We start from the raw sequence: 25,015 nt of genomic DNA, 5'->3' as shown, positions 1-25,015 counted from the left end.
TCTAAGTGGCTGGCGAGAAAGACGATATGGATCAGAGACAGTTCTACATCAACGGTGCATGGATCGATGCATCTATCGTAAATGATTTCGGCGTGATTGACCCATCAACGGAAGAGGTCAGTGCAACGATTTCAATCGGGTCGACCGAGGACGCAGACCGCGCAGTGGCAGCAGCGCGTACCGCGTTTGATGAGTGGTCACAGGCGGCCGTCGAGGCGCGATTAGCGCCGCTCGAAAAGCTTCACGAATTCTATCTGTCACACCGTGCGGACTTTGCTCGCGCCATGTCGCAAGAGATGGGCGCACCAGTCGATTTTGCTGCAGCGGATCAATTCGAGGCGGGTGCGTGCCATCTGGAAGAAACCATTCGCGCAGCCAAAGACTTTGCGTTCGAGCAAAAGCGCGGCAAAGACCGCTTGCTCTATCAGGCCATCGGTGTTGCAGCACTCATCACACCGTGGAACTGGCCGATGAACCAAGTCATTCTCAAGGTCGCACCGGCCCTTGCCGCGGGATGTACGGTTGTGTTGAAACCGTCCGAACTTGCGCCACTGTCGTCCATGTTGCTGGCTGAATTGATTGATGAGGCGGGCTTTCCGGCGGGAGTTTTCAACCTCGTCAATGGCGATGGGGCAGGGGTGGGCGCACATTTGTCTGCGCACAATGACGTCGACATGGTCAGTTTCACTGGCTCGACACGGGCGGGCATTCTGATTTCGAAAGCCGCTGCAGAAACGATCAAACGGGTGTCGTTGGAACTGGGCGGAAAAGGCGCAAATATCGTTTTTGAAGATGCGTCCGCTGACGCCATCTCCGATGGGGTTTTGGGTTGTTTCGGCAATGCGGGCCAGTCTTGCGACGCGCCCACGCGGATGTTGGTGCAGCGGTCGATCTATGATCAAGCTGTGAAAACGGCGGCGCAAGTGGCGCAGGATCAAAAAGTTGGCTCAGGCCATGAGGCTGGCGATCACATGGGGCCGCTGATCAGCAAAGACCATTGGGTGAAAGTTCAGGGTTTGATTGAAACGGGCATCGGCGAGGGCGCACGGCTTGTCGCCGGTGGCTTGGGACGGCCCGACGGCTTGGCCAAAGGATATTTCGCCAAACCCACAGTGTTTGCAGATGTGAACAACCAGATGGAGATTGCACGCCAGGAGGTGTTCGGTCCGGTTCTGGTGATGATCCCCTTCGATACAGAAGAAGAGGCCATCGCCATCGCCAATGATACGCCTTACGGCCTCGGCAATTACATCCAGACCCAAGACAGCGCTCGCGCGGATCGCGTCGCACGCAGGCTGCGGTCGGGCATGGTGACGATCAATGGTGACTACCTTGGCGCTGACATGCCGTTCGGAGGGTTTAAGCAATCGGGCAGCGGTCGTGAAGGATCAGTCTGGGGGTTGGAAGACTTTCTTGAGGTCAAAGCCGTATCAGGAAACACATGGCTACGATTGATCAGATGACCAACCGCGTGGTTGTGGTCGGTGCAGGTCAGGCCGGTTTTGAGGTCTGCGCCCAGTTGCGCGCGCTGGAGATGTCGGGGCCGATTGCATTGATCAGCGGCGAAACGCAGTTGCCCTATCAACGCCCGCCATTGTCCAAGGCCTACTTGCTTGGTGAAATGGACCTTGAGCGACTGTTTTTCCGGCCTGCTGCGTTTTATGACGATCACAACATTGATCTGCATCTTGGGACAGACTGTTTGGCGATAGATCGTTCGACCAAACAGGTGCGCCTTGGGGATGGTTCTACGCTTGAATATGACCAGTTAATACTGGCGACTGGCGCGCGATCCATACGGCTAGGTGAGACGTCCGGCGGAGATTTGGACGACGTCCATTACATGCGCGATCTGGCCGATGCTGACAGGATTGCAAAAGCTGTGAGGGCTGATGCCAAAGCGCTTGTCGTCGGTGGCGGTTATATCGGACTCGAAACGGCGGCTGTGCTGGCTGGCATTGGGATGCTTGTCGTGGTGGTCGAAGCCGCCGCACGCATCCTGCAGCGCGTGGCTTCTGTTCAAACATCTGACTTTTTCCGAAAACTGCATCAGGTTCATGGAGTCGACATCCGCGAAGACGTGATGTTGCAAAAACTGATTGCAACTCAAGAGCATATTACGGGCGCTGAGCTGTCGGATGGCACGAAGCTCAGTGTTGATATCGTCATTGTCGGCATCGGGGTGCGCCCCAATCAAAAGCTTGCAGAGGATGCAGGGCTAGAGATTGAAAACGGGATTAAGGTCGATGCGCAATGTCGTACGTCTGATCCAAACATATTTGCCGCGGGTGACTGCGCGTCATTTCCCCATCCTGACGGACAGATGCGCCTTGAAAGCGTCGGCAACGCCATCGATCAGGGTCAGCTGATTGCAAAGGTTATCATGGGGCAGGACATGACCTATCAGCCCAAACCGTGGTTTTGGTCTGATCAATATGACACGAAATTGCAGATCGCTGGCCTGTCAAACGGGCACGACATTGTGGTGACGCGTAAAACCAGCCCGACTGCGGTTTCCTTTTGGTATTACCGACAGGGCCAGTTGATTGCGGTCGACGCAATGAATGACCCGCGCGCATATATGGTTGGCAAACGTCTCATCGAGGGAGGGATATCCCCCGACCCTGAAAAGGTCAGAAATATTGAGATTAATCTGAAAGAATTACTCGGCTAACGAGGATCACATTTTGGGTCAGTGCCGCGACAGCAAAGCCTTGAACAAAATACAAAGGAACAAAACATGCATGATCTTTCGGGAAAAACAGCAATTGTAACCGGCGGTCTCTCAGGAATGGGCTTGGCCATAGCCACCGCGCTTGCACAGGCCGGAGCGTCGGTTGGGGTCGGGTCGCGCTCTGTAACGGGAAACGATGATCCGGCCCATCAAGATGCGTTAAAGCAGATCAGGGCGTCGGGCCAAGCCGTGCACGCCTGCCGATTGGATGTGACGGATCATGCCAGCATCGACGGCTTCATTTCGACGATCAAGCGAACCATTGGCGACATTGATATAGTGGTAAACGCAGCAGGCATGACCCACGAGCAGCCGGTTTGCGGCCATAGCGATACGCTTTGGAACTCTATCATTGAGACCAATTTGACGGGCGCCTTTCGTATGACCCGCGCGGTTTTGCCAGAAATGATCGCCAATGGCTTTGGTCGTGTGATCAACATCGGCTCAACTGCGGCCAGCGTGGGTTGGGCCGACAATCCCGCCTATTGCGCCTCAAAAGCTGGCCTGCTGGGGCTGACACGGTGCGTTGCGCTGGAAGGGGCAGCGAGTGGCGTCACCTGTGTCATGGTCAGCCCGACGTGGGTGGAAACCGATCTGATGCGTAATGACGTGAAAGAGATCGTAGCCCGAGAGGGAAAAGGACGCAGCATCGAACAGGCGATGGCCGACATCACTGCCGAAAACCCACAGGGCCGCATCATCCAGCCCGACGAGATTGCAGCCCTTGTGACATTTCTATGCAGCGATGCTGCTCGCGGACTGACAATGGAGAATATCCAAGTGTCCGGAGGAAGCCTCTGGTGAGGTGACATCAACGAAACGTTCCGAGCAATATGCTCTAACCAAAAATGAGAAGGTACCAAGATGGAGAGATTGAATGGGAAAATTGCACTTATCACCGGCGCTGGTATGGGGTTGGGGCGCGCAACATCTCAGCTTTTTGCCCGCGAAGGGGGGCGATCATCTGTTCCAATATTAGTATCTCCGATGTCGAAGAAACGGTGCGCCTAATCACAGAGGCTGGCGGTAACGCGCGAGCTCTGCACCATGATGTAAGTCGTCCGGAGGATTGGGATGCCATCGCGGCCTCGGTCCGTGATACTGAAGGACGGCTTGATGTGCTGGTCAACAACGCGGGCATCGCCCCCATTGGCACCATCGAAAGCGCCAATCTCGACCAGTGGCGCGCTTGCATGGCTGTCAACGCTGACGGTGTTTTTCTGGGGTGCAAACATGGTGTGGCGTTGATGAAACGTCATGGCGGCGGATCAATTGTCAACCTGTCTTCTATCGATGGCATCATCGGAGAATCCGAGCTTTTGGCCTACTGAGCAGCCAAAGGGGCGGTTCGCACGATGTCCAAAGCAGTGGCCGTGCATTGCGGTGAACAGGGGTACAATATTCGCTGCAACTCGGTCCATCCCGGCTATATCTGGACGCCGCAGACCGAAAATTATTTAGCCGGTCTTGGGCGTCTTGAAGAGGAACGGGCAAAGACCCTGAGCAAACATCCCATCGGCCGCCTCGGCAAACCGGACGATATCGCCTACATGATACTCTATCTAGCCAGCGACGAATCCTCTTTCGTGACCGGGTCTGAATAAGTTCAGATAGATGTGAGACCGATTTTTGTTGCCAAGATTTAGGCGGCCTCGGAGACTGAGTATTGTAAAAAACCAACTCACGAGGCCAATATGCAAATCCTAAGACAGCACAAGAACGTTTATAAACTTTATGCATGGGCGCGAACACAAGAATGTTTGGATGCATATCGTATCAAATACGAAGACAGGGTTCGGCATTGGAACGCCTTACGCGCAGAAGGCGTTTTCCTAACTAAATGCGCTGAATTTGTCGGCATCTCCCGCGCGACATACTACCGTCACAAGCGTATTTTGAAGGATCTGGCGCAGGCAATCATACCGCCGTCAAAGGCCCCAAAACGCTGCAACAAATCACAGTGGGGCGAGGCAGAAAAGAAATTGGTGCTTGAGGCCCGCCGCGACAATGAAACCTACGGTAAGGAGAAGATAGGGGCAATCTTGCGTCGCGACAAAAAATAAACCATGAGCGATAGCACCGTGGGGCGCATTTTGAGCTTTCTAAGGAAAAAAGGTCTGATCACACGATCAAGGTCTGCGCCCCAAAAGCGCAAGCGCAATTTTTCCAAGGGGCATGCCAAGGGATGGAAATATAAGGATTACAAAGATATAGAGGTTGGAGAGCGTGTGCAGATCGATCATATGACTGCCACGAAGAACGGCGTCACGTGCAAACACTTTCAAGCCTGGGAGAGGTGTAGCAAGCATATCCACGCGCAAGTTTATTCGAATGCCACTGCACGCTCTGCGAAACGATTTTTGCAAGAGCTCGTTGAAATAGCCCCCTATAAGATACTCTCAATTCAAGTGGATGGCGGGTCTGAGTTTATGGCTGATTTTGAGACGGCGTGTGAGCAGATGAGCAACCCGCTTATTGGAGTTATTGTCAAATCTGGTGTTTGAGTATTGTTGGTCATGCGGTGATCTGGTCGGGGTTTGTGGTTTCGATTCCGTCTTTGAACGTGACGCCTGTGATGACTTTTGCGAGGTAGTCAAAGCCGCGTAGCTTCCTCCAATTTTGCTCAGCACATTGCCTCAGTTTGAACATCATGTGCAGCATGCCATCGCGTGACAGGCAGCCCTTTGAACGCTTGGTACGATGCCGGATCGTCGCGAAGGCCGATTCAATTGGATTGCTAGTGCGGATGCTTTGCCAATGCTGCGCCGGGAAGTCGAAGAATGCCATGAGTTCCTCACGATCTTTTTGCAGGCATAGTGTGGCCTTGGGATATTTGGGTTCGTAGGTTTTGATGAACAGATCGAACGCCTTTTCTGCATCGACTTTGGTCTCGGCCTGCCAGATGTCGTGCAGCGCGGCCTTGGCTTTTGGCTGAGACAGCTTGGGTAAACAATTGAGCACGTTCATCGTTTTGTGTTGCCAACAGCGTTGATGGCGGGTCTCAGGATAGACTTCGTCCATGGCCGCCCAAAACCCCATGGCACCGTCCCCGATGGCCAGTTTGGGCGCATTCATGCCTCGGCTTTTGAGGTTAAGCAGAACCTCGCGCCAGCTCTGCGTGGACTCGCGCACCCCATCCTCAATTGCCAGAAATCGCTTCTTGCCACGGGCAGTTACCCCAATAATAACAAGGGCACAGAGCTTGTCATCCTCGCCCCGAAGGCCGCTGTGAACGCCGTCGGCCCAGATATAGACGATGGGCTCGTCATCTAACTCAGCGCCTTTCCAAGCCTCGTATTCATTGGCCCAATCGCGTTTTAAACGCGAAACCGTATTAGCCGACAAGCCAACGGCATCTGGGCCCAGAAGAACCTTGAGGGCGGGAGCCATCTCGCCGCTGGAGATCCCTTTGAGGTAAAGCCATGGCAAGGCCGCTTCCAGCGTCTTCGTGCGGCGCACATAGGGCGGCACCAGGGCAGACCGGAATGTCACCAGTGTGCCGTCCTTGGACCGAACCTTTGGAATGCGCACGCTCACAGGGCCAATGCCCGTTTGAAACGGGCGGGCCGGATGATGTCCATTACGCACGACTGCCGCGTGACCGGCATCGGTGCGTAAGCCGGTAAATTGCGCCAAATAACTGACAAGCTCAGCCTCAACTGCTGTCGCGATCAATTGTTGTGCTCCCGTTTTCAGCAACTCCGTCAACGCGTCCGTCATCTCGTCTCGACGCGCAAAATCAACAATGTTAGTAGTTCCCATGGTGGTGTATCTCCTTTGGTTGGGCTGCTGTCTTCCAACAACAATTCAACCAGATACGCCGCCAACCTTCAAACCACTCAAACACCAGATTCAGTCATAGCTCCGCTTATTGTACTGCCCCAGCAAGGCCGAAATACAACGGTAGTGTCGAACGTGGCAACCGTACCTTCCGCGAAGAATTCTATGCGTGTCGTGATCTCATTGCTGACAGCATAGGGGCCATGCGGTTTGAACTTCGAAAAGCTGTCGATAAATGCAACACATTCAGGCCACATCACGTCTTGAAAGGAAAGACACCGATGGAATACCTTCGAATCACTCAGGCTGAAGCCGCGTGAGTCTCAAAAGACCTGAACCTATACACGGCACGTTCCGCTTCTTTACAAGAAACCGACCATACGGTATCTATCGGGAATCGCTAACCATAAAGACGAAATCATGAACCCCATTTTCGCCGCCTACGCTTCACTCGCAGCTGCCATTGTCTGCGAGGTTACTGGCACAGCCCTACTTCAGAAGTCGGAGCAGTTTTCCAAGCCGATCCCCACCCTTGGCATGGCGGTTTGCTTCATAGCGTCATTATTTTTACTTTCGATGGCGTTTAAGGCGATCCCGCTTGGGATTGCCTATGCGATATGGGCCGGGCTGGGGATAATATTAACGAGCATTATCAGCGTCGTCGTGTTTCGCTTCACACTGGATGGATGGGCGATTTTGGGTATGGCGCTGATCATTTCCGGTGTGCTTGTTATGAACCTTCTCTCAAATAATGCGGCGCACTGACATGGCCAATCCCTATCATCGACAGAAGCAGCCCGAAGCCGTGCGCCGTGCCCTTCTGGAGCAAGCCGCACGCCTTGCGGTTGAACGGGGCGTGGCGGCAGTTACGGTTCAAGCAGTCGCGGATGCTGCCGGCGTCACCAAGGGGGGCCTCATGCACCATTTCCCCAGTAAGCAGGCACTCATTGAAGCCGTGTTTCAAGATTTGCTGGATGACCTCAAAAATAGCCTCTACGAAAGTATGCGCGCCGATCCAACTCCGCATGGATCCTTTACACGTGCGTATGTGATCGAGATCTTTGATATGGATCCCGGAGCTAGAGGAGGATTGTGGTCGGCGTTATCGGTGTTGATGCTCAGTGATCCAAAGCTCCGAGTCATGTGGGCGAAGTGGATCGGCCTATGGCTGAAAGCAGGTCGAAAGACTGATGACGGGCTGGATTTAGCAATCATACGTTTGGCAGCCGATGGTGTTTGGCTCTCTGATCTTAGCGGCGTTCCATTATCTAGCAGAGCGCAACTGCGAGATCAGCTAATTAAAGCCACCTATCTGGAGAGTTGAGGTGGCTTTCAAGTGGCACTTCTCTGCGCTAGCACAGGCCGTTCAAAAACGACCCAGACTGTGTGGAAAACCTCACTGCGTAAAACCCGTCGCTCATAGCGATTTTTGACTGATTAGGATTCCTTTTGGGGCGCGAAAATAGTATGATTTTGGATGAAACATATCCAAGGAACTTCCCGCTCCCAGACTCTTTTGTTGCCTGCCTGAGTGGATGATTATGTTGGGCCCGATAACGTGGTTCGGTTTATTGAGGCCTTTGTGGACAGCCTTAATCTTGCAGCTGCGGGTTTTGATAGGGCTCTCCCCAAAGCCACGGGGAGGCCAGGGTATGATCCAAGAGATCTGCTGAAACTTTACTTTCCACAAACGGGATTAAAGCCACCGGCTTCCAGCCGGTCCGCTTTAGCGTAATGTACTATAATCTTCCCTCTTATTTTTAAGACCCCGCGAAGGAGCTATGACTGAATCTGGTGTTTGAGTGGTTTGAAGGTTGGCGGCGTATCTGGTTGAATTGTTGTTGGAAGACAGCAGCCCAACCAAAGGAGATACACCACCATGGGAACTACTAACATTGTTGATTTTGCGCGTCGAGACGAGATGACGGACGCGTTGACGGAGTTGCTGAAAACGGGAGCACAACAATTGATCGCGACAGCAGTTGAGGCTGAGCTTGTCAGTTATTTGGCGCAATTTACCGGCTTACGCACCGATGCCGGTCACGCGGCAGTCGTGCGTAATGGACATCATCCGGCCCGCCCGTTTCAAACGGGCATTGGCCCTGTGAGCGTGCGCATTCCAAAGGTTCGGTCCAAGGACGGCACACCGGTGACATTCCGGTCTGCCCTGGTGCCGCCCTATGTGCGCCGCACGAAGACGCTGGAAGCGGCCTTGCCATGGCTTTACCTCAAAGGGATCTCCAGCGGCGAGATGGCTCCCGCCCTCAAGGTTCTTCTGGGCCCAGATGCCGTTGGCTTGTCGGCTAATACGGTTTCGCGTTTAAAACGCGATTGGGCCAATGAATACGAGGCTTGGAAAGGCGCTGAGTTAGATGACGAGCCCATCGTCTATATCTGGGCCGACGGCGTTCACAGCGGCCTTCGGGGCGAGGATGACAAGCTCTGTGCCCTTGTTATTATTGGGGTAACTGCCCGTGGCAAGAAGCGATTTCTGGCAATTGAGGATGGGGTGCGCGAGTCCACGCAGAGCTGGCGCGAGGTTCTGCTTAACCTCAAAAGCCGAGGCATGAATGCGCCCAAACTGGCCATCGGGGACGGTGCCATGGGGCGTTGTTGCAGGGACCCCAGCGGGTCTGCTAGACACCTAGCTTGCCAACGACTTGGATATTCATGATGCCGCACAAATTCAACGCTTCCCGCCGCCACAAGTTTGAAAAGAAACGACAGAAGGTCACCAACTGGCGAGTGTACAATGAAGGCCTGCGTCAGCGCGGTGATGTGACAATTTGGTTGAGCCCTGAGGTTGCAGATAAGTGGCTTGCCGATAAACGTCAGACGCCAGGCGGCCAACCCACATACTCTGATATGGCCATATCAGTATGCCTGACGCTAGGTATGGCTTTCAAACAACCTTTGCGGCAGACGCAAGGATTGGTCGGTAGTTTGGCGCGGCTTATGGGACTGGATGTTTCCGTTCCGGATTTCTCGACCCTCTCGCGGAGAGGTGCGGGGCTCAGCATGCCAGAAAAATCTAAAGCCCAAAGGGCTGGCCCAATCGAATTAGTTGTGGATAGTACGGGTCTGAAGATATTTGGTGAAGGCGAATGGTTGCAGAACAAGCATAAAACAAAGGCCAAACGTAAGTCGTGGCGCAAGCTCCACCTTGGACTGGATCTCACAACTGGAGATATCGTTTGCTCCGATTTGACAAAAGACGACGTGGGCGATCCAACTGCTTTGCCCGAACTTCTAGACCAGATTGAGGCTCCTGTTAGCCGCTTTTTGGCGGATGGCGCCTATGATGGCGATCCTACCAGCGATCTGCTTGTGGACCGTTTTGGTGAAGCTATAGAGATTGTAATCCCGCCTCCGATCACGGCCGTTCTCAGCCTCGATGCTGCCCGTGATCCAACGCCCCGAGATAAACACATCGCGGAGATTCGAGACAAAGGGCGCCTGGCATGGCAAGTTAGCAGTGGCTACAATCACCGGAGCCGAGGCGAAGCACAAATAGGCCGCTTGAAGATGGTCATCAGCCCCAAACTGAAAGCTCGGAACTTTCCAAACCAAAAAACTGAAGTCAGGATTGGGACAAACATTCTCAACAAAATGAACGGGCTCGGCCGTGCCAAGTACGAGGCTGTTGCATGACCTGAATTATGGGTAAGGGCAATCTCGGACTTCGCCATATCCATGCAACACGGCTGTGGAACAGCGACGCTGATAGGAAGGGATCGATAACCGACGGGCTTGGACTCGAACAGCCTCTCGCCCCACCAGCTAACCAATTCCGGACCTTGCCGCTGGGGACTGTGTCAGGCTGTCGCGTTGATGATTGTGACGCCTCCACAAAATAATTTTTTCTCGTCAATTACGTTTACAACTGGAAAAAGTAATATGTTTAAGGGGCTAGGGATTTCAATTGCCATCATCTGTCTTGGCGTGGTTGGCTTTCCGTTGCCGGTGCTAGCCATTGGTTAGTGACGTTGGACCCAGCAAAGTGAAGGCCGTTTTCAAGAATTGCGGCACCTTTGGGCTGACAGCAAAAATTAAAAAATGGCGCCTACGTCACCACTCGTAATGTCAGATTGATCCGCCCACCACCTGACAGCAAAGTTGATGACCCTGCCCGCGTTTTGTCGATTCCATGGTAGACCAGCCGCGCGTCGCCACCCATCACCACCACATCGCCTGACTTTAACCAAATTGATTCTGTCTTGCCACCGCGCGTTGTGTTGCCGATACGAAACAACCCGTCGTCGCCCAAGGACACAGACACAACAGGCTCATCAAACTCAGTCTCATCACGGTCCTGATGCATCCCCATCTTTGCCGCCTCGCGATAGAGGTTCACCAAACAACACTCCGGCGCACGCGCAGATGCGGACACATGTCCCCAAACATCCAGAATTGACGCCGGAATCGCGGGCCATGGCGCACCATTCGGATGAACTTCCGAATATCGATAGCCTGATCGGTCAGAAAACCAGCCAAACCGCCCCGCGCTGGTCATTTGCACCAACATTGGCTTGCCATAAGGTGTCATTGGCGAAAACAGTGGCGCTGAGGCAACAATCCCCCGAATATCACTGACCATTGCTTCTTGTGCAGGCCGATTAAGCAGTCCTTGCCAGACTTGAACCCCACGTAAGTCCACTGTTGGACGCCCTATAATCATCTGTTCACCATTTTTGCGCATTACCTACTGTGACATAGGTTGCAGCCCCTATTTGCCACACCTATATACACTGCGATCCGAATGGGGGCTCCCCGTTCGACAACACAACCATTGGCACGGGTGCCGGAACGGGTCCGCGCCGCCTCACATCGCCTCGAAAGGGATTTGAACATGGCTAAAGTAATTGGCATCGACCTCGGAACCACCAACTCTTGTGTAGCTATCATGGACGGCTCGCAGCCCCGCGTTATAGAAAACGCAGAAGGCGCGCGCACGACACCATCTATTGTCGCATTCACAGACGACGAACGCCTCGTGGGTCAACCCGCGAAACGTCAAGCCGTCACAAACCCAGAAAACACCATTTTTGGTGTTAAGCGTCTTGTTGGTCGCCGCAATGACGACAAGCATCTTGCGAAAGACAAAAAGAACCTGCCGTTCAACGTCATCGACGGCGGCAATGGCGATGCATGGATCGAAGCCCGTGGTGAGAAATACTCCCCCGCTCAGATCTCTGCCGTCATTCTGCAGAAGATGAAAGAAACGGCTGAAAGCTATCTCGGCGAAGAAGTCACGCAGGCCGTCATCACGGTTCCTGCCTACTTTAACGACGCCCAGCGTCAGGCCACCAAAGACGCAGGCAAAATTGCGGGCCTCGAAGTTCTTCGTATCATCAACGAGCCAACGGCAGCGGCACTCGCCTATGGTCTCGACAAAAAAGAGACCCAAACCATTGCGGTTTATGACCTTGGTGGCGGTACGTTCGACGTGACGATTCTGGAAATCGACGACGGTCTTTTCGAAGTAAAATCCACCAACGGCGATACATTCCTCGGCGGTGAAGACTTCGACATGCGCATCGTTAACTACCTTGCCGACGAATTCAAAAAGTCCAACGGCGTTGATCTGAAGAAAGACAAGATGGCGCTTCAGCGCCTCAAGGAAGCTGCAGAAAAGGCAAAGATCGAATTGTCCTCTGCCAGTCAGACAGAAATCAACCAGCCGTTCATCTCGATGGGCAAAGATGGCTCCCCACTGCACATGGTCATGAAACTGACCCGTGCAAAGCTGGAAAGCCTTGTTGGCGATTTGATCAAAGCTTCGATGAAACCATGCGCTGCTGCGTTGAAAGACGCGGGCCTTACGACCAAAGACATCGACGAAGTCGTCCTCGTTGGCGGTATGACACGCATGCCAAAAGTCATCGAAGAAGTGACCAAGTTCTTCGGCAAGGAACCACATAAAGGTGTGAACCCTGACGAAGTTGTCGCCATGGGTGCCGCTATTCAGGCTGGTGTTCTTCAGGGCGACGTCAAAGACGTGGTTCTGCTGGATGTCACACCATTGTCCTTGGGAATCGAAACCCTTGGCGGTGTCTTCACACGCTTGATCGACCGCAACACTACGATCCCAACGAAAAAGAGCCAGGTTTTTTCGACAGCCGAAGACAACCAGAACGCAGTGACGATCCGTGTGTTCCAAGGTGAACGCGAAATGGCCGCCGACAACAAAATGCTTGGTCAGTTCAACCTCGAAAGCATCCCACCCGCACCGCGCGGCATGCCCCAAATCGAAGTAACCTTCGACATCGATGCCAACGGCATTGTGTCGGTAGGCGCATCCGACAAAGGGACCGGCAAGGAGCAGACGATCACGATCCAAGCTTCTGGTGGTTTGTCCGATGAAGACATCGAACAAATGGTACGCGACGCGGAAGAAAATGCCGAGGCCGACAAAGATCGCAAGGAACTTGTCGAAGCCAGGAACCAAGCGGAAAGCCTGATCCATTCGACCGAAAAATCGATGGAAGAGCATGCGGACAAAGTTGATCCAACCACAATTGAGGCGATTGAACTGTCCATCGCGGCTTTGAAGGACGATCTGGAAAACGAAGACGCGGGCAAGATCAAGTCCGGCATCCAGAACGTGACCGAATCGGCGATGAAACTGGGCGAGGCGATCTACAAGACCGCACAGCAAGACGCTGGCGAAGTTGAGCCCGACGTATCAGCAGCCGACGAAGATATCGTCGATGCAGACTTCGAAGACCTCGACGGCGACAAGCGCGCCTAAGCTTTGGTGAAATTTCAGGACCGGCCCACGATAGGGCCGGTCCTGTCCTTCCCAAAAGGGGAATCTGGTCATGTCAAAACGCGATTACTATGAGATTCTGGGTCTCTCAAAGGGCGCAAGCGCCGATGAGATCAAAAAGGGCTATCGCCAAAAGGCGAAAGAACTTCACCCTGACCGAAATACAGACAAACCAGACGCAGAGGGTCAGTTCAAAGAAGCTGGCGAGGCCTACGAAGTCCTGAAAAATGCCGACAAAAAGGCAGCGTATGACAGGTATGGTCACGCTGCATTTGAAGGCGGAATGGGCGGTGGCGGCGGACGGCCCGGCGCGGGCGGTCAAGGCGACTTTGGGTCTGCGTTCTCCGATATTTTTGACGACCTATTTGGCAACGTGGGCGGCGCGCGCGGCGCTGGCCGCCAATCACGCGCGTCGCGTGGCAATGACTTGCGCTACAATTTGCGTATTACCTTAGAAGAGGCCTTCGCTGGCCTGCAAAAAACGGTCACCGTCCCAACGGCAGTTGGATGCGGATCGTGCAAAGGCACGGGTGCGGAGGGCGGATCTGAACCCCAGACATGCCCCACGTGTTCCGGCATGGGCAAAGTGCGGGCGCAACAAGGTTTCTTTACCGTCGAACGAACCTGTCCGACCTGTAATGGCATGGGTCAGACGATCAAAAACCCATGTCATGAATGTCATGGGGCGGGCCGCGTCGAAAAAGAAAAATCGCTTTCCGTTAACATCCCTGCAGGTGTCGAAACCGGCACAAGAATCCGTCTTGCAGGCGAAGGCGAAGCTGGCATGCGCGGCGGTCCAACAGGTGATCTTTATATCTTCATCGAAGTACGCGACCACGACCTGTTTGAACGCGAAGTCAATAATCTGTTCTGTCGCGTGCCAGTCTCTATGGCGACAGCGGCGCTTGGCGGCGATATTGAGGTCCCCACAATCGACGGTGGCCGTTCCCGTGTGAAAATTCCTGCGGGGTCACAATCAGGTCGCCAAATGCGTCTGCGCGCCAAAGGTATGCCGGCCCTGCGCGGCGGTGGGCCAGGTGACATGTTCATCGAAATGGCTGTCGAAACCCCTGTAAACCTAACAAGTAAGCAAAAAGAGCTGCTGCGCGAATTCGAAGACTTGGCGAGCGACAACAACCCGCAAAGCTCTAGCTTCTTCAAATCGGTGAAGTCTTTTTGGGAGTCGATGAAGGGGTAAGACTCGCGCGTTGTTAACCATGCGGTAATAGAATCAGAGCAAGGTGGGGGCATGAAACATGCCTCCGCCTTTGCCGAAGCCCCGCTTCTATCGCTCGATACTGCGACCCCGATCACGCTTGATCGCGATGAAGTCGACAATGTCCCTGCGCTGCCGACCAGTAAATCTGGCAAACAACCGTCATATCTTGCCGATCATCACAAACGACTGCGCCACCGCTTTCTTACCGGTGGGGCGGCTGCCATGCCAGATTATGAAATCCTCGAACTCACACTGTTTCGCGCTATCCCGCGACAGGATGTCAAACCACTCGCGCGGCTGTTGATTGAAACGTTTGGCGATCTTAACGGGGTCCTCTCGGCCCCTATCGCACGTCTGGAACGAGTCCACGGGGTAGGAACGGCAGTCGCGCTTGAACTAAAGGTCATGGAGACTGTGACCCACCGTATGGCCCGTGCGAAAGTGATGCAGCGCCACGTCATCAGTTCATGGGATGCGGTGCTGGATTACTGCCATACGGTTATGGCGCACCGCGACACGGAACAATTCCGCGTTCTATTCCTTGATCGCAAAAACGTCCTCATCGCGGATGAGGCGCAAGGCAACGGCACGGTCGATCACGTCCCCGTCTACCCACGTGAGGTCGTGAAACGCGCGCTGGAACTCAACGCCTCGTCGCTGATTCTAGTACACAACCACCCATCAGGCGATCCAACCCCATCCAACGAAGACATCGCAATGACGATGCAAATTCATGACGCGGCTAAGGCGTTGAACATCTCGCTGCACGACCACCTTATTATCGGCCGGTCACGGGAACTCAGCTTCAAATCTCAGGGTCTGATCTAGTGTGTCTCGTCCATGACGCGTCTCGCACCCACAGCTCAACCCGACGATTGGTCTGCTGACCCCAAATTGTGTCGTCGCGGGCTATTGGTTATGCCTCCCCGAATGCAGCGGTATCAATCGCCACGTTTGCTGGAAAACTCCCGCCAAGTGCACGGGTTTGATCTCGGCGCACGGCTTCGGCGCGGGCGGAAGACAAATCGCGGTTTGCTGTTGCAGGCCCGCGTCCGTCGCTAAATCCAACAACATTAATTTTCGCCCGCCTAAGCGACGGTCGCGGATCGCTTGCGCCAACTGCATCACGTTGGACCGCGACTGCACGTCAAGCCGCGTCGACCCCGAATCAAATCGAAACGTGCTGGACATGTGCACGCGCGGCGACAGCAGACCTATCATGCGCTGTAGTTCTGCCAGCAGGATTTCTAATCCTGCGTTCACAATCGCATTGGCCAATCGATCACCCTGATCCGACAACGGGATCGGCACCGCCGCAAGGTCTACAAATCCGGCCCGTCGGATCACCAATTGCGCGGGCGGGGATCGCAACCAATCAAGAAATCCACCATCTGATGGTGCTGCCGACGTTGCGGCAGATGCATAAACATCGTGAATGTCAGCAGTTTGTCTTCTGTTTTCATTGTCAGAAACCGAGCGTCTGACCTAAGCCCACATGGGCCCGTCAACACTAGCGGTTGCGTGTTTCTTGTCGCACCAAATGGCAACAACGTCAGCCCATGCTCCGCCTCCGCGACTGCCCCTAACAACGCGTCAACAGTTTCATGAGACACATCTGGCGGATCCAATGCCAATCCAAATGGCCGCATGAACCGATCCTCGAACCCCTGAATTTGACCGTCCAAGTCAGTTCTGAGATGAACCTCAAACTCACTGCGCGTTCCGGCCAGTTCTGCTGTTAGATCACCTATGGAAATTGACCGCACACCTGACGATGCAGACGTCACAGGCACTAGGGCATCCAATGCAAGTATCCGCATCTGCCGCGATAGATTTAGCTGACCAAGCCCTGCTTCAACAGCGATCTGCAATTTAATATTGCGCAGTTCACGCATAACCAGCAACACGTCGGCCTCATGGTTCACAAAGTTCGAAAACGCGCCTTCTAGCGTCACAACTGTGATTGCAAAACACTAACGCACCATCAGAGTTGTGACCCTGAAAGCCTCGTGCGTCTTCACGCACGTTCTAGCCATTGTCACGGGCATAGACGTCGATCCAAGTGGGTAACAAAAGATCGCCCATCTGTGCCGCGCCAGTCATCCGCAGAGACGGGACATATTCGACCAGATCCGGACAATCCGCCCCGTCATACATCACCCCTTCTGCCCTGAACGTCACCAACACGGTGTCGGTCGCAACGGTAGCGTTCTCACCATCAAAAAGCGACAAGTCGCCCAGTAACTGCATCGCCTTCATCCGCACTTTGAAACACCACGTCCTGCACGGCCAACCCCACTGCACAAACGAAATGTGCGACGAAAACCGCCGCACATCTCAAAATTATCTTAGCTGCTTTAAATTTAATCCACGTTATCTCGACGCGATTGTCAGGTCCTCAAACATGTTTTGCAAGATCAGAAAGTCACCAACTGTATCGCATTCAGGCATAATCATCGTTAAATCCAACGCAGCTGTCCCACCACTCGGGGACACTTGAATGCTTTGCGCGTTAAGCTCTTGTCCGCAGTTTCCTGACGTTATCTCAGCTTCGGCAACCAATTTAACATTCGGGGCCGCTCCCGTCATTCCACTGGGGAAGGTGTAGACCTCGGCCATCAAGCCATCACCGACCGATCCGTCACCAAGACGCACCAAATACCCACCAGTCGCGCTCTGAAGGCGGTCCATGTCACCAGGATTATCGACGTGAATATGGTTGTCATCGCCAAACGTTGCATCGTTTTCATAAGCGCTCAACGTAACTGAAACGTCGCCCTGCCATTGCAACACGGCACGATCGTAATTTGCGAAATCTGAAACAATTGCCGTCGCAACAGCGCCGCCGCCACCACTAAAAGCTGCGATCATAACCGCGACTTCAGACAAGGCGGGCACACTTATACCAACGGCCGAATTAAGTGACCCTTGCCCATTCTCGATCTGTGATTGAACTTATTCGCTCTGGGTCGTTCGCAAAGAAGTTCCAAGCTTGTGCACATTTGTCGAGTATTTCGTCATAGGTGTCGAAAACTGTGATTGCGAGTTTATTGGCTCGCAGATAAGCCCAGACGTTTTCCATGGGGTTCAGTTCGGGTGAATACGGTGGCAGCTTAACGAGAGTAATTTTATCTGGCACCTGCAAACATTTTGCGCCATGCCACCCCGCCCCATCAACAATCAGCAAGGCATGTGAGCCGGGTGCGACAGCTTTTGCGATCTCATCAAGATGCAGCCCCATAGCCTCGGCGTTGACGTAGGGCAGGACGAGACCTGCGGCGGTACCACGTGCGGGACAAGCGGCACCAAAGATATAACTCCATTTGAAGCGTATATCACGGGGTGCGCGCGGGCGAGTTCCACGCTTGGCCCATTTACGGGTGAGTGTCCCCTGTTGTCCAACGCGGGCTTCATCTTGGAACCATACCTCAAGAGGCTTCCCCTTTGCATGTTCTGGCAGAGTATCGTTTACGAGGCTGGTAAAGTTTTTTTAAAAGTCTGCTGCGCTTCGCGATCAGTTTTCGGATGCTCTGGATGCACAGACAGGCGGCGAAAGCCATGCTTGGTTAGATATTTCCCAATCGTACGCACATGCAGTTTCACGTCGAACTCCTCTTCAACACGAGCCTGCAAGTCGACACAACGCCATCGTACTACGCCATCTTTTACTGGGTCGGGCCCGGCCTCCACCCAAGCCACAAATTGCGCCTGTTGCTTGGGCGACAACCGTGGTTTTGCCCCCTTGCCATTCCGATCCGATAACCCCTCAATGCCTTCTGCGTTAAAGCGATGCGCCCAATCTCGAAGTGTTTGTCGATCCATACCACTGCTGCGGGCAGCCGTTTCACGATCCACCCCATCAAGCACCAGCGCTATGGCCAGTAGTCGCCGTACAACCCGCCCATCCTTGGTTCGCTTTGCCGCACGGCGCAAATCTTACGCAGACATATCCGTGCGCGTAATTTTTATGGCTCCACCCATGAGCACCTCCCAATCTATGGAGGTCATTGATTCAGAGTTTGCCAAAAATTATACTCCTGCGCCTGAATTGACCTGACGATTTTGGGCCTGCGATTCACTTCGTCGCATGGCCAAAGGCGGTTCAGTCTGTATTTTGAGTTTATGAGCAAGCAATACAAAACAGTCTCCTTATCCGACGAGCAGCGCATAGCACTTGAAGCGCTTTGCCGCCGCCGCAAAGTTGACGCCCTTGTTTGGAAACGGGCGCGCGCGTTTCTTCTTTTGGACGCAGGAGAAGACGCCGGAACGGTTTGCCGGATTTTGGATATTGGCCCGACAGTTTTGACGGAGTGGCGATTTGCCTTTGCCGGTGCGGGACTATCGTTTTTCGGTCTGAAGGACTACAGCCAGCGTCAGGGTCATTTGTCCGTCGTGCAAGAGCAGGCGGTGAGAGCCCATTTCACCGCGCAGCCTGCCCGCAATGCCGATGAGGTCTGTGCCTATGTTCTAGCCGAGTGCGACCAAAACTACAGCACGTCGGGAGCCGCCAAGCTGATGCGCCGCCTGGGGTTCGCGTATAAGAAACCACAATTGCTGCCTGCACAGGCCGATGAAGCCAAGCAGGCTGCGTTTATTGCCAAATATGAGGCCCTGATGAACGGGTTGGCCGCAGATGAGATGGTTGTCTTTTCGGACGCTGTCCACCCCGAACACCAGAGCCGCCCCGCCCATGGTTGGTTCCCCAAGGGACAAAAGACGGCCCTGAAGGCGACATCAGGGCGCAAGCGGCTCAACATTCAGGGCGCGCTTGACCTTGAGACTTTCCAGTTCACCTTTGTGGAAGGCGAGAAGATCAATGCCCAGACAACCCGACAGATGCTGGAAAAGTTGGAACGCAACAACCAAACCAAGACGGCCATCCACGTCTTTGTCGACAATGCCCGCTATCATCATGCCAAGATACTACAGCCATGGCTGGACAGCCCAGAACGTCGGGTGAAGTTGCATTTCTTGCCAGCATATGCCCCGCACCTCAACCCGATCGAGCGTCTTTGGGGTGTTATGCACAAATGGGTCACCCACAATCGGCACTATGCAACGTTCAACCAATTCACAGAAGCCATTTTCGACTTCTTCCGCAAGACCCTGCCAGAAAAATGGCCAGAGTTCCGCGACACCGTCACCGACAACTTCCGCGTCATATCGCTCAAGGAATACAAAGTGATTTGAGGGGAAAACCTCAGGTCAATTCAGGCGCGGGAGTATAAAACCAAAAAAATGAGTCAGATATTATAGCCACTGGTATTAGTTCAGCTTTACCAACTTCGTCAGTCATTGCACTGAACGACTACCGGCTGACGCCGGTAGGTTCTTAGGCTCAAGTTTCAAATGCAACACTCAGAGCCCTTTGGGCATAGGATGTTGTGATGGACATACGAAGCAAGCACCTCAGCAGCGAGGACCGTGGCGTGATATTAGCCGAGCATAATAGGGGCAGCAGTCAGCGGTTGATCGGCCAGCTTTTGCATCGCCCGGCGAGCACGATCTGCCGTGAGCTGGCGCGAGGTCGGCAGGAAGACGGCAGCTATTGCCCGCAAGCGGCGCGGCAGGCCTATGATGCCCGGCGTGCGCGCTGCCGCCGCGAGCGCAAGCTTGTGGAGGGGAGCGATCTTTATCGTTTCGTTCATGGCAAGCTCGTACATCTGCACTGGTCGCCTGAGCAGATTGCGCAGAGACTGCGTCTCATGAAGCCTGATGATCCATCCGCCCATGTGAGCCATGAGACCATCTATGCCGCGATTTACGCGCAGCCACGTGGTGGGCTGAAGGCGGCGATGATCGAGGCGTTGCGTCAAGCGAAGCCTAAGCGTGGGCTCAAGCGCAGGACAGCGGCGGGCAGTGCTATGGTCCCGGAATCATTGCGCATTATCAACCGCCCTGAAGAGATCGAAGCGCGACTGGTACCAGGCCATTGGGAGGGCGACCTCATCAAGGGCGCATTCAATCGCTCGTCAGTGGGGACCTTGGTCGAGCGCAAGACACGCTTTGTCATTCTTTGCAAAATGGACGGCAATGGGGCCGAGGCCGCGCTCGACAGCTTCACCCGCCAGATGAGACGACTACCCGCTGCTTTGCGCAAGAGCATGACCTACGACCGCGGCTCCGAAATGGCCTGCCACCCCGAACTCGCCAGACGGTTGAAGATCGATATCTGGTTCTGCGATCCGCATGCGCCTTGGCAGCGTGGCAGCAACGAGAACACCAACGGACTGCTGCGTCAGTACATGCCCAAAGGAACTGACCTGAACGGTGCAAGCCAAACATGGCTGAACGACGTTGCAAACCTGATGAACAACCGTCCGAGAAAAACTCTCGGTTGGAGAACACCCGCTGAAGCCATGGCCGACGAAATCGCGGCCTTCAAATCAACCGTTGCACTTGATGTTTGAATCCAAGGTTCCCTTTTTGAATGTAATTCAAGATACTGAAGTATGACAGCGTCAGTGACATTGCCGCTAGTTGTTGAGAAAAATCCGCGAGCCCAAAACCGCTGGCCCGAGTACCGTTTGCGCAGTTCGGGAAACTCGCGCTGTATCTTATAAGACGAGCGTCCCTTGATCCGCATCATCACCTTTGACAATGCTATCTGAGGCGGGACCGATATGAACATGTGGACGTGATCGGTCGACAATACGCCCTTCTCAATATGCACGCCAAGTTCTCGGCATGTTTGGATAATGATTTCACGGATACGCTCACGCATCTCACCGCGCATAACTTTGTATCGGTATTTTGTTGTCCAGACGACGTGAAATCGGTGATAAAATTTGGTATGGCTTCCTGTGGAATAGATCATAATCTTCCCTCTCATTTTTAAGACCCTTACCGCTTCGCGGGGTCTTAAAAATGAGAGGGAAGATTATAGTACATTACGCTGAAGCGGACCGGCTGGAAGCCGGTGGCTTTAATCCCGTTTGTGGAAAGTAAACATCATGCCTTGATGGTGGATCGTGAACGGTGAATTTACGTGACATGGCGACACAATGGTCAATCCGATACTGGCTGCAGCGCCAGCTGTTGCTTCCATAGACGACACGCAATCAATTGCAGTGTCACCAGCAACATTTGACTCCACAATCGGAGTCTATTCTGAATCGAGTGCCGCGAGTTGGATTGGTGACGCCTGCTCAACCGGCACTTTTGCAGTTTCCGGCAGGATGACTGCTGCAGATACAGCAGGCGCAGGTTCCATGACTTCAGGGGAAGTCGCAAAAACGACTCCGCCTTGTACCACCGGAATCGGTACGACCTCATTGTTCTCGGAAACAGGGTTTTCCATCAACGGCTGGTCCTCGACCATCTCTGCCTCTCCGACGGATTGCGTAAACGGTGCTGGCTGGACCGGCGCCGACTCGGCACCGAACCGGCTCGCCAAGACGTCACCATTTTGCATAATAAAGCCGATGCCCAACGCGACGCTAAATGTGCCGGCTGCCATGCCAATTTTTCTGAGTTTCGCCATTGTATCACTCCTTACCCGAACACGGGTCCCACTAGGGGTCAGGAAGGAGATTGCTTTATCCCCATGGCCTTAAAAGGGCAGACATGAGGATTCTTTCAGGCAGCAATAAGGCGAGAACGCGGCTTTTCGTCTAGCTCTAAGGTTAAGCGCCTAGGTTAAGCGGCCGTGGCAATGTTTGAATTTATTTCCAGATCCACAGGGACATAAATCATTGCGCCCGGGGTTGCCCCAAGTCGCAGGATCCGCGTCGTCAAAGCCCGGCTTCGCGTCTGCTGTTGGCGCTGGCAACGCCGGTGCATCCGCTGCGGCCTTTGCCTGACGTTGCTGTTCCATAGCTTGTGCGACCATCGCCTCTTGTTCGTCTTTCGACATGGGTCGAATTTGCGCAAGCTTTTGCGTCACATCAGACCGCAGCCCATCTAGCAGGCTTTCAAAAAGCTGAAACGATTCAGTTTTATATTCATTGAGAGGATCACGCTGCGCATACCCACGAAAGCCCACGACGGACCGAAGGTGTTCAAGCGTCAGCAAATGCTCACGCCATTTGGCGTCAATCGTCTGCAGTAGGATCTGCTTTTCGATGTTGCGCATGATTTCGGGGCCAAAGGCCACCGTCTTCTCAGCCATGTACGCTTCTGATGCTTCTTCGAGGCGTTCACGCAGATCACTATCATCAACGCCTTCTTCGTTGGCCCATTCGATAACAGGAACGTCGATTCCCAACTGGGCGATGACCTGCGCATAAAGCCCTTCGGTATCCCATTGGTCAGCGTAACTTTTGGCTGGAATATGGACGTCTACCAAATCGTCAATCACTTGGCTGCGCATATCGGATACGATCTCGGACAGATCTGCGGCTTCCATGATTTCGCGACGCTGGCTAAAGATCACTTTACGCTGGTCGTTCATCACATCGTCAAATTTCAGCAACTGTTTACGAATGTCGAAGTTACGGCCTTCGACTTTCGCCTGGGCGCGCTCAAGCGACTTGTTGACCCAAGGGTGCACAATTGCTTCGCCGTCTTTCATGCCAAGTGATGATAGAACTTTGTCCAACCGTTCAGACCCAAAAATACGCATCAGATCGTCTTCGAGGGATAGGAAGAATGACGACTTTCCCGGATCACCCTGACGGCCTGATCGCCCACGAAGCTGGTTGTCGATGCGACGGCTTTCGTGGCGTTCAGTCGCCAAAACGTACAAACCGCCTGCGTCTTTAACGGCCTGTTCATCGCAGGTGTGTGCTGCTTCGATCTTTGCGCGCACGACTTCATTGTCGTCATCGGGCGACGCCGCGATGGCTTCCATGATCTTGAATTCAACGTTGCCACCCAGCTTAATGTCCGTACCACGACCTGCCATGTTGGTCGCAATCGTCACAGCACCCAGCTTACCTGCATCAGCGACAATCTGCGCTTCCTGCTCGTGCTGGCGTGCGTTCAAAACGTTGTGCACGATGCCTTCAGTCGTCAAAAGTTGGCTTAAAAATTCAGACTTCTCAATAGATGTCGTACCAACAAGAGTCGGCTGACCCTTTTCGTTGGCTTCTTTGATTGCTTTAACGACGCCGTTAAACTTTTCTGTCGCCGTGCGATACACTTGGTCATGCTCATCGACACGGGCGATGGGGCGGTTTGTCGGAACCTCGACAACACCTAACCCGTAAATCTCAGCAAATTCATCTGCCTCGGTGAGCGCGGTACCCGTCATGCCACCCAGCTTATCATACAGGCGGAAATAGTTCTGGAACGTGACAGACGCCAGCGTGACGTTCTCGGGCATGATCTTGCAGCCCTCTTTCGCCTCAATCGCTTGGTGCAGACCTTCGGACAAACGACGACCTGTCATCATCCGTCCAGTGAATTCGTCAATCAGCACAACCTCGTTGTCGCGCACGATGTAATCCTTGTCCTTGGTGAACAGCTTGTGGGCACGCAGACCTTGATTGACATGGTGCACGATTGACGTGCTTTCGGGCGCATAAAGGGATTGATCAGCGGGCAAGATACCTGCCGACACCAACCGCTCTTCGAGAAATTCGTTACCCTCGTCGGTGTAATTAACGTTGCGGGTCTTTTCATCGAGCGTGAAATGTTCGTCCGTAATTTCAGGGATCAGCTTGTCGATGGTCGTATACATCGCTGAACGGTCTTCGGCCGGTCCGGAAATGATCAACGGTGTGCGCGCCTCATCAACCAGAATAGAATCCACTTCGTCGACGATCGCGTAGTTGTGGCCGCGCTGGTTCATCTGTGCCAGTTCGGATTTCATATTGTCGCGCAGATAATCAAACCCAAGTTCATTGTTTGTCGCATAGGTCACATCACAACGATACGCGGCATTTTTTTCGGCTTCGGGCTGCTGGGGATAGATCACACCGGTGGTCAGGCCCAAGGCGCCGAACACTTGGCTCATCCATTCGGCGTCACGCTTGGCGAGGTAGTCGTTCACCGTCACAACATGCACGCCCTTGCCGGTCAACGCGTTCAGATACGCAGGGAACGTCGCGACAAGAGTCTTGCCTTCACCCGTTTTCATTTCGGAAATATTGCCCTGATGCAGGAATATCCCACCCATCAATTGCACATCAAACGCCCGCAGACCCAAGGCGCGTCTCGCAGCCTCACGACAGTTCGCAAATGCCTCTGGCAGCAAATCATCAAGGCTCTCACCGCCCATCGCGCGTTTGGCCAATTCTTCGGTTTTCGCTTTGATACCCTCATCGCTTAGTGCCTGGCATTCAGGCTCCAGCGCGTTGACTTGTTCAATCTGCGGCAGCGTGGCCTTAACCAAACGGTCGTTCGGCGTACCGAAAATCTTCTTCGCAATAGTTCCAAGACCGAGCATATTCTCTCCGCGCGCGCCTGTTTCGGCGTCTCTGACATCAATGTGTGAGGAGGTTGGTTGTGCCTGTCGAATGCGCCCAATAGAAACGGCGCCAGGACCGGCCCCCTCGGGACCTCTAGGGGATGTAAGGGGCCGCTACATAGGTGTCAACGCTGCGGCCCGCCGCAGCTCATCAAGGAACTA

21 protein-coding genes and 5 pseudogenes are annotated in these 25,015 nt (G+C 53.9%); 16 read left to right on the top strand and 10 right to left on the bottom strand.

What is annotated here, in order from left to right:
- Positions 1-26 precede the first annotated feature (26 nt).
- From OA238_RS24770 to OA238_RS35320, 5 genes and pseudogenes are all read left to right on the top strand, one after another.
- A complete protein-coding gene (locus OA238_RS24770) occupies positions 27-1,463 on the top strand; it encodes an aldehyde dehydrogenase family protein (protein ID WP_015497311.1) in 1,437 nt (478 codons plus the stop codon).
- Complete coding sequence (locus tag OA238_RS24765) at positions 1,442-2,674, top strand: NAD(P)/FAD-dependent oxidoreductase (protein WP_015497310.1); 1,233 nt, start codon at positions 1,442-1,444, stop codon at positions 2,672-2,674. The genes OA238_RS24770 and OA238_RS24765 overlap by 22 nt, the downstream gene beginning before the upstream one ends.
- A 66-nt stretch (positions 2,675-2,740) precedes the next feature.
- The gene (locus OA238_RS24760) at positions 2,741-3,538 is read left to right on the top strand and encodes an SDR family NAD(P)-dependent oxidoreductase (RefSeq protein WP_015497309.1); all 798 of its coding nucleotides are present in this window, start codon (positions 2,741-2,743) and stop codon (positions 3,536-3,538) included.
- A 44-nt stretch (positions 3,539-3,582) separates the two neighbouring features.
- A pseudogene (locus OA238_RS34255) lies at positions 3,583-4,338 on the top strand (SDR family oxidoreductase).
- 90 nt (positions 4,339-4,428) lie between these two features.
- Positions 4,429-5,211: pseudogene (locus OA238_RS35320) on the top strand (transposase family protein); the annotation flags it as partial.
- 37 nt (positions 5,212-5,248) lie between these two features.
- Here the strand turns inward: OA238_RS35320 and OA238_RS24740 are convergent.
- The gene (locus OA238_RS24740; protein WP_015497308.1) at positions 5,249-6,496 is read right to left on the bottom strand and encodes an IS256-like element ISOan6 family transposase; all 1,248 of its coding nucleotides are present in this window, start codon (positions 6,494-6,496) and stop codon (positions 5,249-5,251) included.
- A 99-nt stretch (positions 6,497-6,595) separates the two neighbouring features.
- On the opposite strand from OA238_RS24740, the pseudogene OA238_RS30875 reads away from it, so the two are divergent.
- The 6 genes and pseudogenes from OA238_RS30875 to OA238_RS24720 form a co-directional block, all read left to right on the top strand.
- Positions 6,596-6,834: pseudogene (locus OA238_RS30875) on the top strand (integrase core domain-containing protein); the annotation flags it as partial.
- A 100-nt stretch (positions 6,835-6,934) separates the two neighbouring features.
- Complete coding sequence (locus OA238_RS24735) at positions 6,935-7,279, top strand: DMT family transporter (protein ID WP_015497307.1); 345 nt, start codon at positions 6,935-6,937, stop codon at positions 7,277-7,279.
- Position 7,280: 1 nt separating this feature from the next.
- Positions 7,281-7,838: a TetR/AcrR family transcriptional regulator gene (locus OA238_RS24730; RefSeq protein ID WP_217591571.1), complete on the top strand. Its 558-nt coding sequence runs from the start codon at positions 7,281-7,283 to the stop codon at positions 7,836-7,838.
- 207 nt (positions 7,839-8,045) lie between these two features.
- Positions 8,046-8,249, top strand: a complete 204-nt coding sequence (locus tag OA238_RS35465) for a transposase (protein ID WP_476703811.1) — start codon at positions 8,046-8,048, stop codon at positions 8,247-8,249.
- Positions 8,250-8,393: 144 nt separating this feature from the next.
- A pseudogene (locus tag OA238_RS24725) lies at positions 8,394-9,122 on the top strand (IS256-like element ISOan6 family transposase); the annotation flags it as partial.
- 62 nt (positions 9,123-9,184) lie between these two features.
- A complete protein-coding gene (locus OA238_RS24720) occupies positions 9,185-10,165 on the top strand; it encodes an IS5 family transposase (protein WP_015497305.1) in 981 nt (326 codons plus the stop codon).
- A gap of 412 nt (positions 10,166-10,577) precedes the next feature.
- Here the strand turns inward: OA238_RS24720 and OA238_RS24715 are convergent, their stop codons facing one another.
- On the bottom strand, positions 10,578-11,192 hold the full coding sequence (locus tag OA238_RS24715; RefSeq protein ID WP_015497304.1) for an alpha-ketoglutarate-dependent dioxygenase AlkB family protein: 615 nt from the start codon (positions 11,190-11,192) through the stop codon (positions 10,578-10,580).
- Positions 11,193-11,363: 171 nt separating this feature from the next.
- Here OA238_RS24715 and dnaK point away from each other — a divergent pair, with 171 nt between their 5' ends.
- The 3 genes from dnaK to radC all read left to right on the top strand — a co-directional run bounded on the left by dnaK (position 11,364) and on the right by radC (position 15,330).
- Positions 11,364-13,265, top strand: coding sequence for a molecular chaperone DnaK (dnaK, locus tag OA238_RS24710; RefSeq protein ID WP_015497303.1), 1,902 nt, complete (start codon positions 11,364-11,366; stop codon positions 13,263-13,265).
- A 70-nt stretch (positions 13,266-13,335) separates the two neighbouring features.
- Entirely contained in the window at positions 13,336-14,481 is a 1,146-nt protein-coding gene (dnaJ, locus tag OA238_RS24705; protein ID WP_015497302.1) for a molecular chaperone DnaJ, read from the top strand.
- Positions 14,482-14,532: 51 nt separating this feature from the next.
- A complete protein-coding gene (gene radC, locus OA238_RS24700) occupies positions 14,533-15,330 on the top strand; it encodes a RadC family protein (RefSeq protein ID WP_015497301.1) in 798 nt (265 codons plus the stop codon).
- 81 nt (positions 15,331-15,411) lie between these two features.
- On the opposite strand, the gene OA238_RS35460 is transcribed toward radC, so the two are convergent.
- From OA238_RS35460 to OA238_RS30865, 5 genes are all read right to left on the bottom strand, one after another.
- On the bottom strand, positions 15,412-15,849 hold the full coding sequence (locus OA238_RS35460) for a hypothetical protein (protein ID WP_051076587.1): 438 nt from the start codon (positions 15,847-15,849) through the stop codon (positions 15,412-15,414).
- Positions 15,846-16,457 (bottom strand): hypothetical protein, encoded by a 612-nt coding sequence (locus tag OA238_RS29380; RefSeq protein WP_051076586.1) that lies wholly within the window; start codon positions 16,455-16,457, stop codon positions 15,846-15,848. Before OA238_RS29380 ends, OA238_RS35460 begins: the two co-directional genes overlap by 4 nt.
- Positions 16,458-16,530: 73 nt before the next feature.
- The gene (locus OA238_RS29375) at positions 16,531-16,752 is read right to left on the bottom strand and encodes a hypothetical protein (RefSeq protein ID WP_051076585.1); all 222 of its coding nucleotides are present in this window, start codon (positions 16,750-16,752) and stop codon (positions 16,531-16,533) included.
- A gap of 123 nt (positions 16,753-16,875) precedes the next feature.
- Complete coding sequence (locus OA238_RS24690; RefSeq protein ID WP_144055978.1) at positions 16,876-17,391, bottom strand: hypothetical protein; 516 nt, start codon at positions 17,389-17,391, stop codon at positions 16,876-16,878.
- Between the two features lie 28 nt (positions 17,392-17,419).
- A protein-coding gene (locus OA238_RS30865) for an IS630 family transposase (protein ID WP_245581391.1) occupies positions 17,420-18,435 on the bottom strand; the annotation gives its coding sequence in 2 pieces (ribosomal slippage) (positions 17,420-17,994 and positions 17,994-18,435; 1,017 coding nt in all).
- A 189-nt stretch (positions 18,436-18,624) separates the two neighbouring features.
- Between OA238_RS30865 and OA238_RS24675 the strand changes: the two genes are divergently transcribed.
- The gene (locus tag OA238_RS24675; RefSeq protein ID WP_015493922.1) at positions 18,625-19,692 is read left to right on the top strand and encodes an IS630 family transposase; all 1,068 of its coding nucleotides are present in this window, start codon (positions 18,625-18,627) and stop codon (positions 19,690-19,692) included.
- Positions 19,693-19,889: 197 nt separating this feature from the next.
- Positions 19,890-20,912 carry an IS30 family transposase gene (locus tag OA238_RS24670; protein WP_015494757.1) on the top strand — a complete coding sequence of 341 codons (1,023 nt, stop codon included), beginning with the start codon at positions 19,890-19,892 and terminating at the stop codon, positions 20,910-20,912.
- Positions 20,913-20,923: 11 nt separating this feature from the next.
- Here the strand turns inward: OA238_RS24670 and tnpA are convergent.
- The 3 genes and pseudogenes from tnpA to secA form a co-directional block, all read right to left on the bottom strand.
- Positions 20,924-21,319 (bottom strand): annotated as a pseudogene (gene tnpA / locus OA238_RS30860) (IS200/IS605 family transposase); the annotation flags it as partial.
- Positions 21,320-21,607: 288 nt separating this feature from the next.
- Positions 21,608-21,985 carry a hypothetical protein gene (locus tag OA238_RS24665; RefSeq protein ID WP_044037568.1) on the bottom strand — a complete coding sequence of 126 codons (378 nt, stop codon included), beginning with the start codon at positions 21,983-21,985 and terminating at the stop codon, positions 21,608-21,610.
- 150 nt (positions 21,986-22,135) lie between these two features.
- Entirely contained in the window at positions 22,136-24,832 is a 2,697-nt protein-coding gene (gene secA, locus OA238_RS24660) for a preprotein translocase subunit SecA (RefSeq protein ID WP_015497300.1), read from the bottom strand.
- Between the last annotated feature and the right edge of the window lie 183 nt (positions 24,833-25,015).

This window comes from Octadecabacter arcticus 238 (genome assembly GCF_000155735.2).
Lineage (GTDB): Bacteria > Pseudomonadota > Alphaproteobacteria > Rhodobacterales > Rhodobacteraceae > Octadecabacter > Octadecabacter arcticus.
This window is presented reverse-complemented; position numbering and strand designations above follow the sequence as displayed.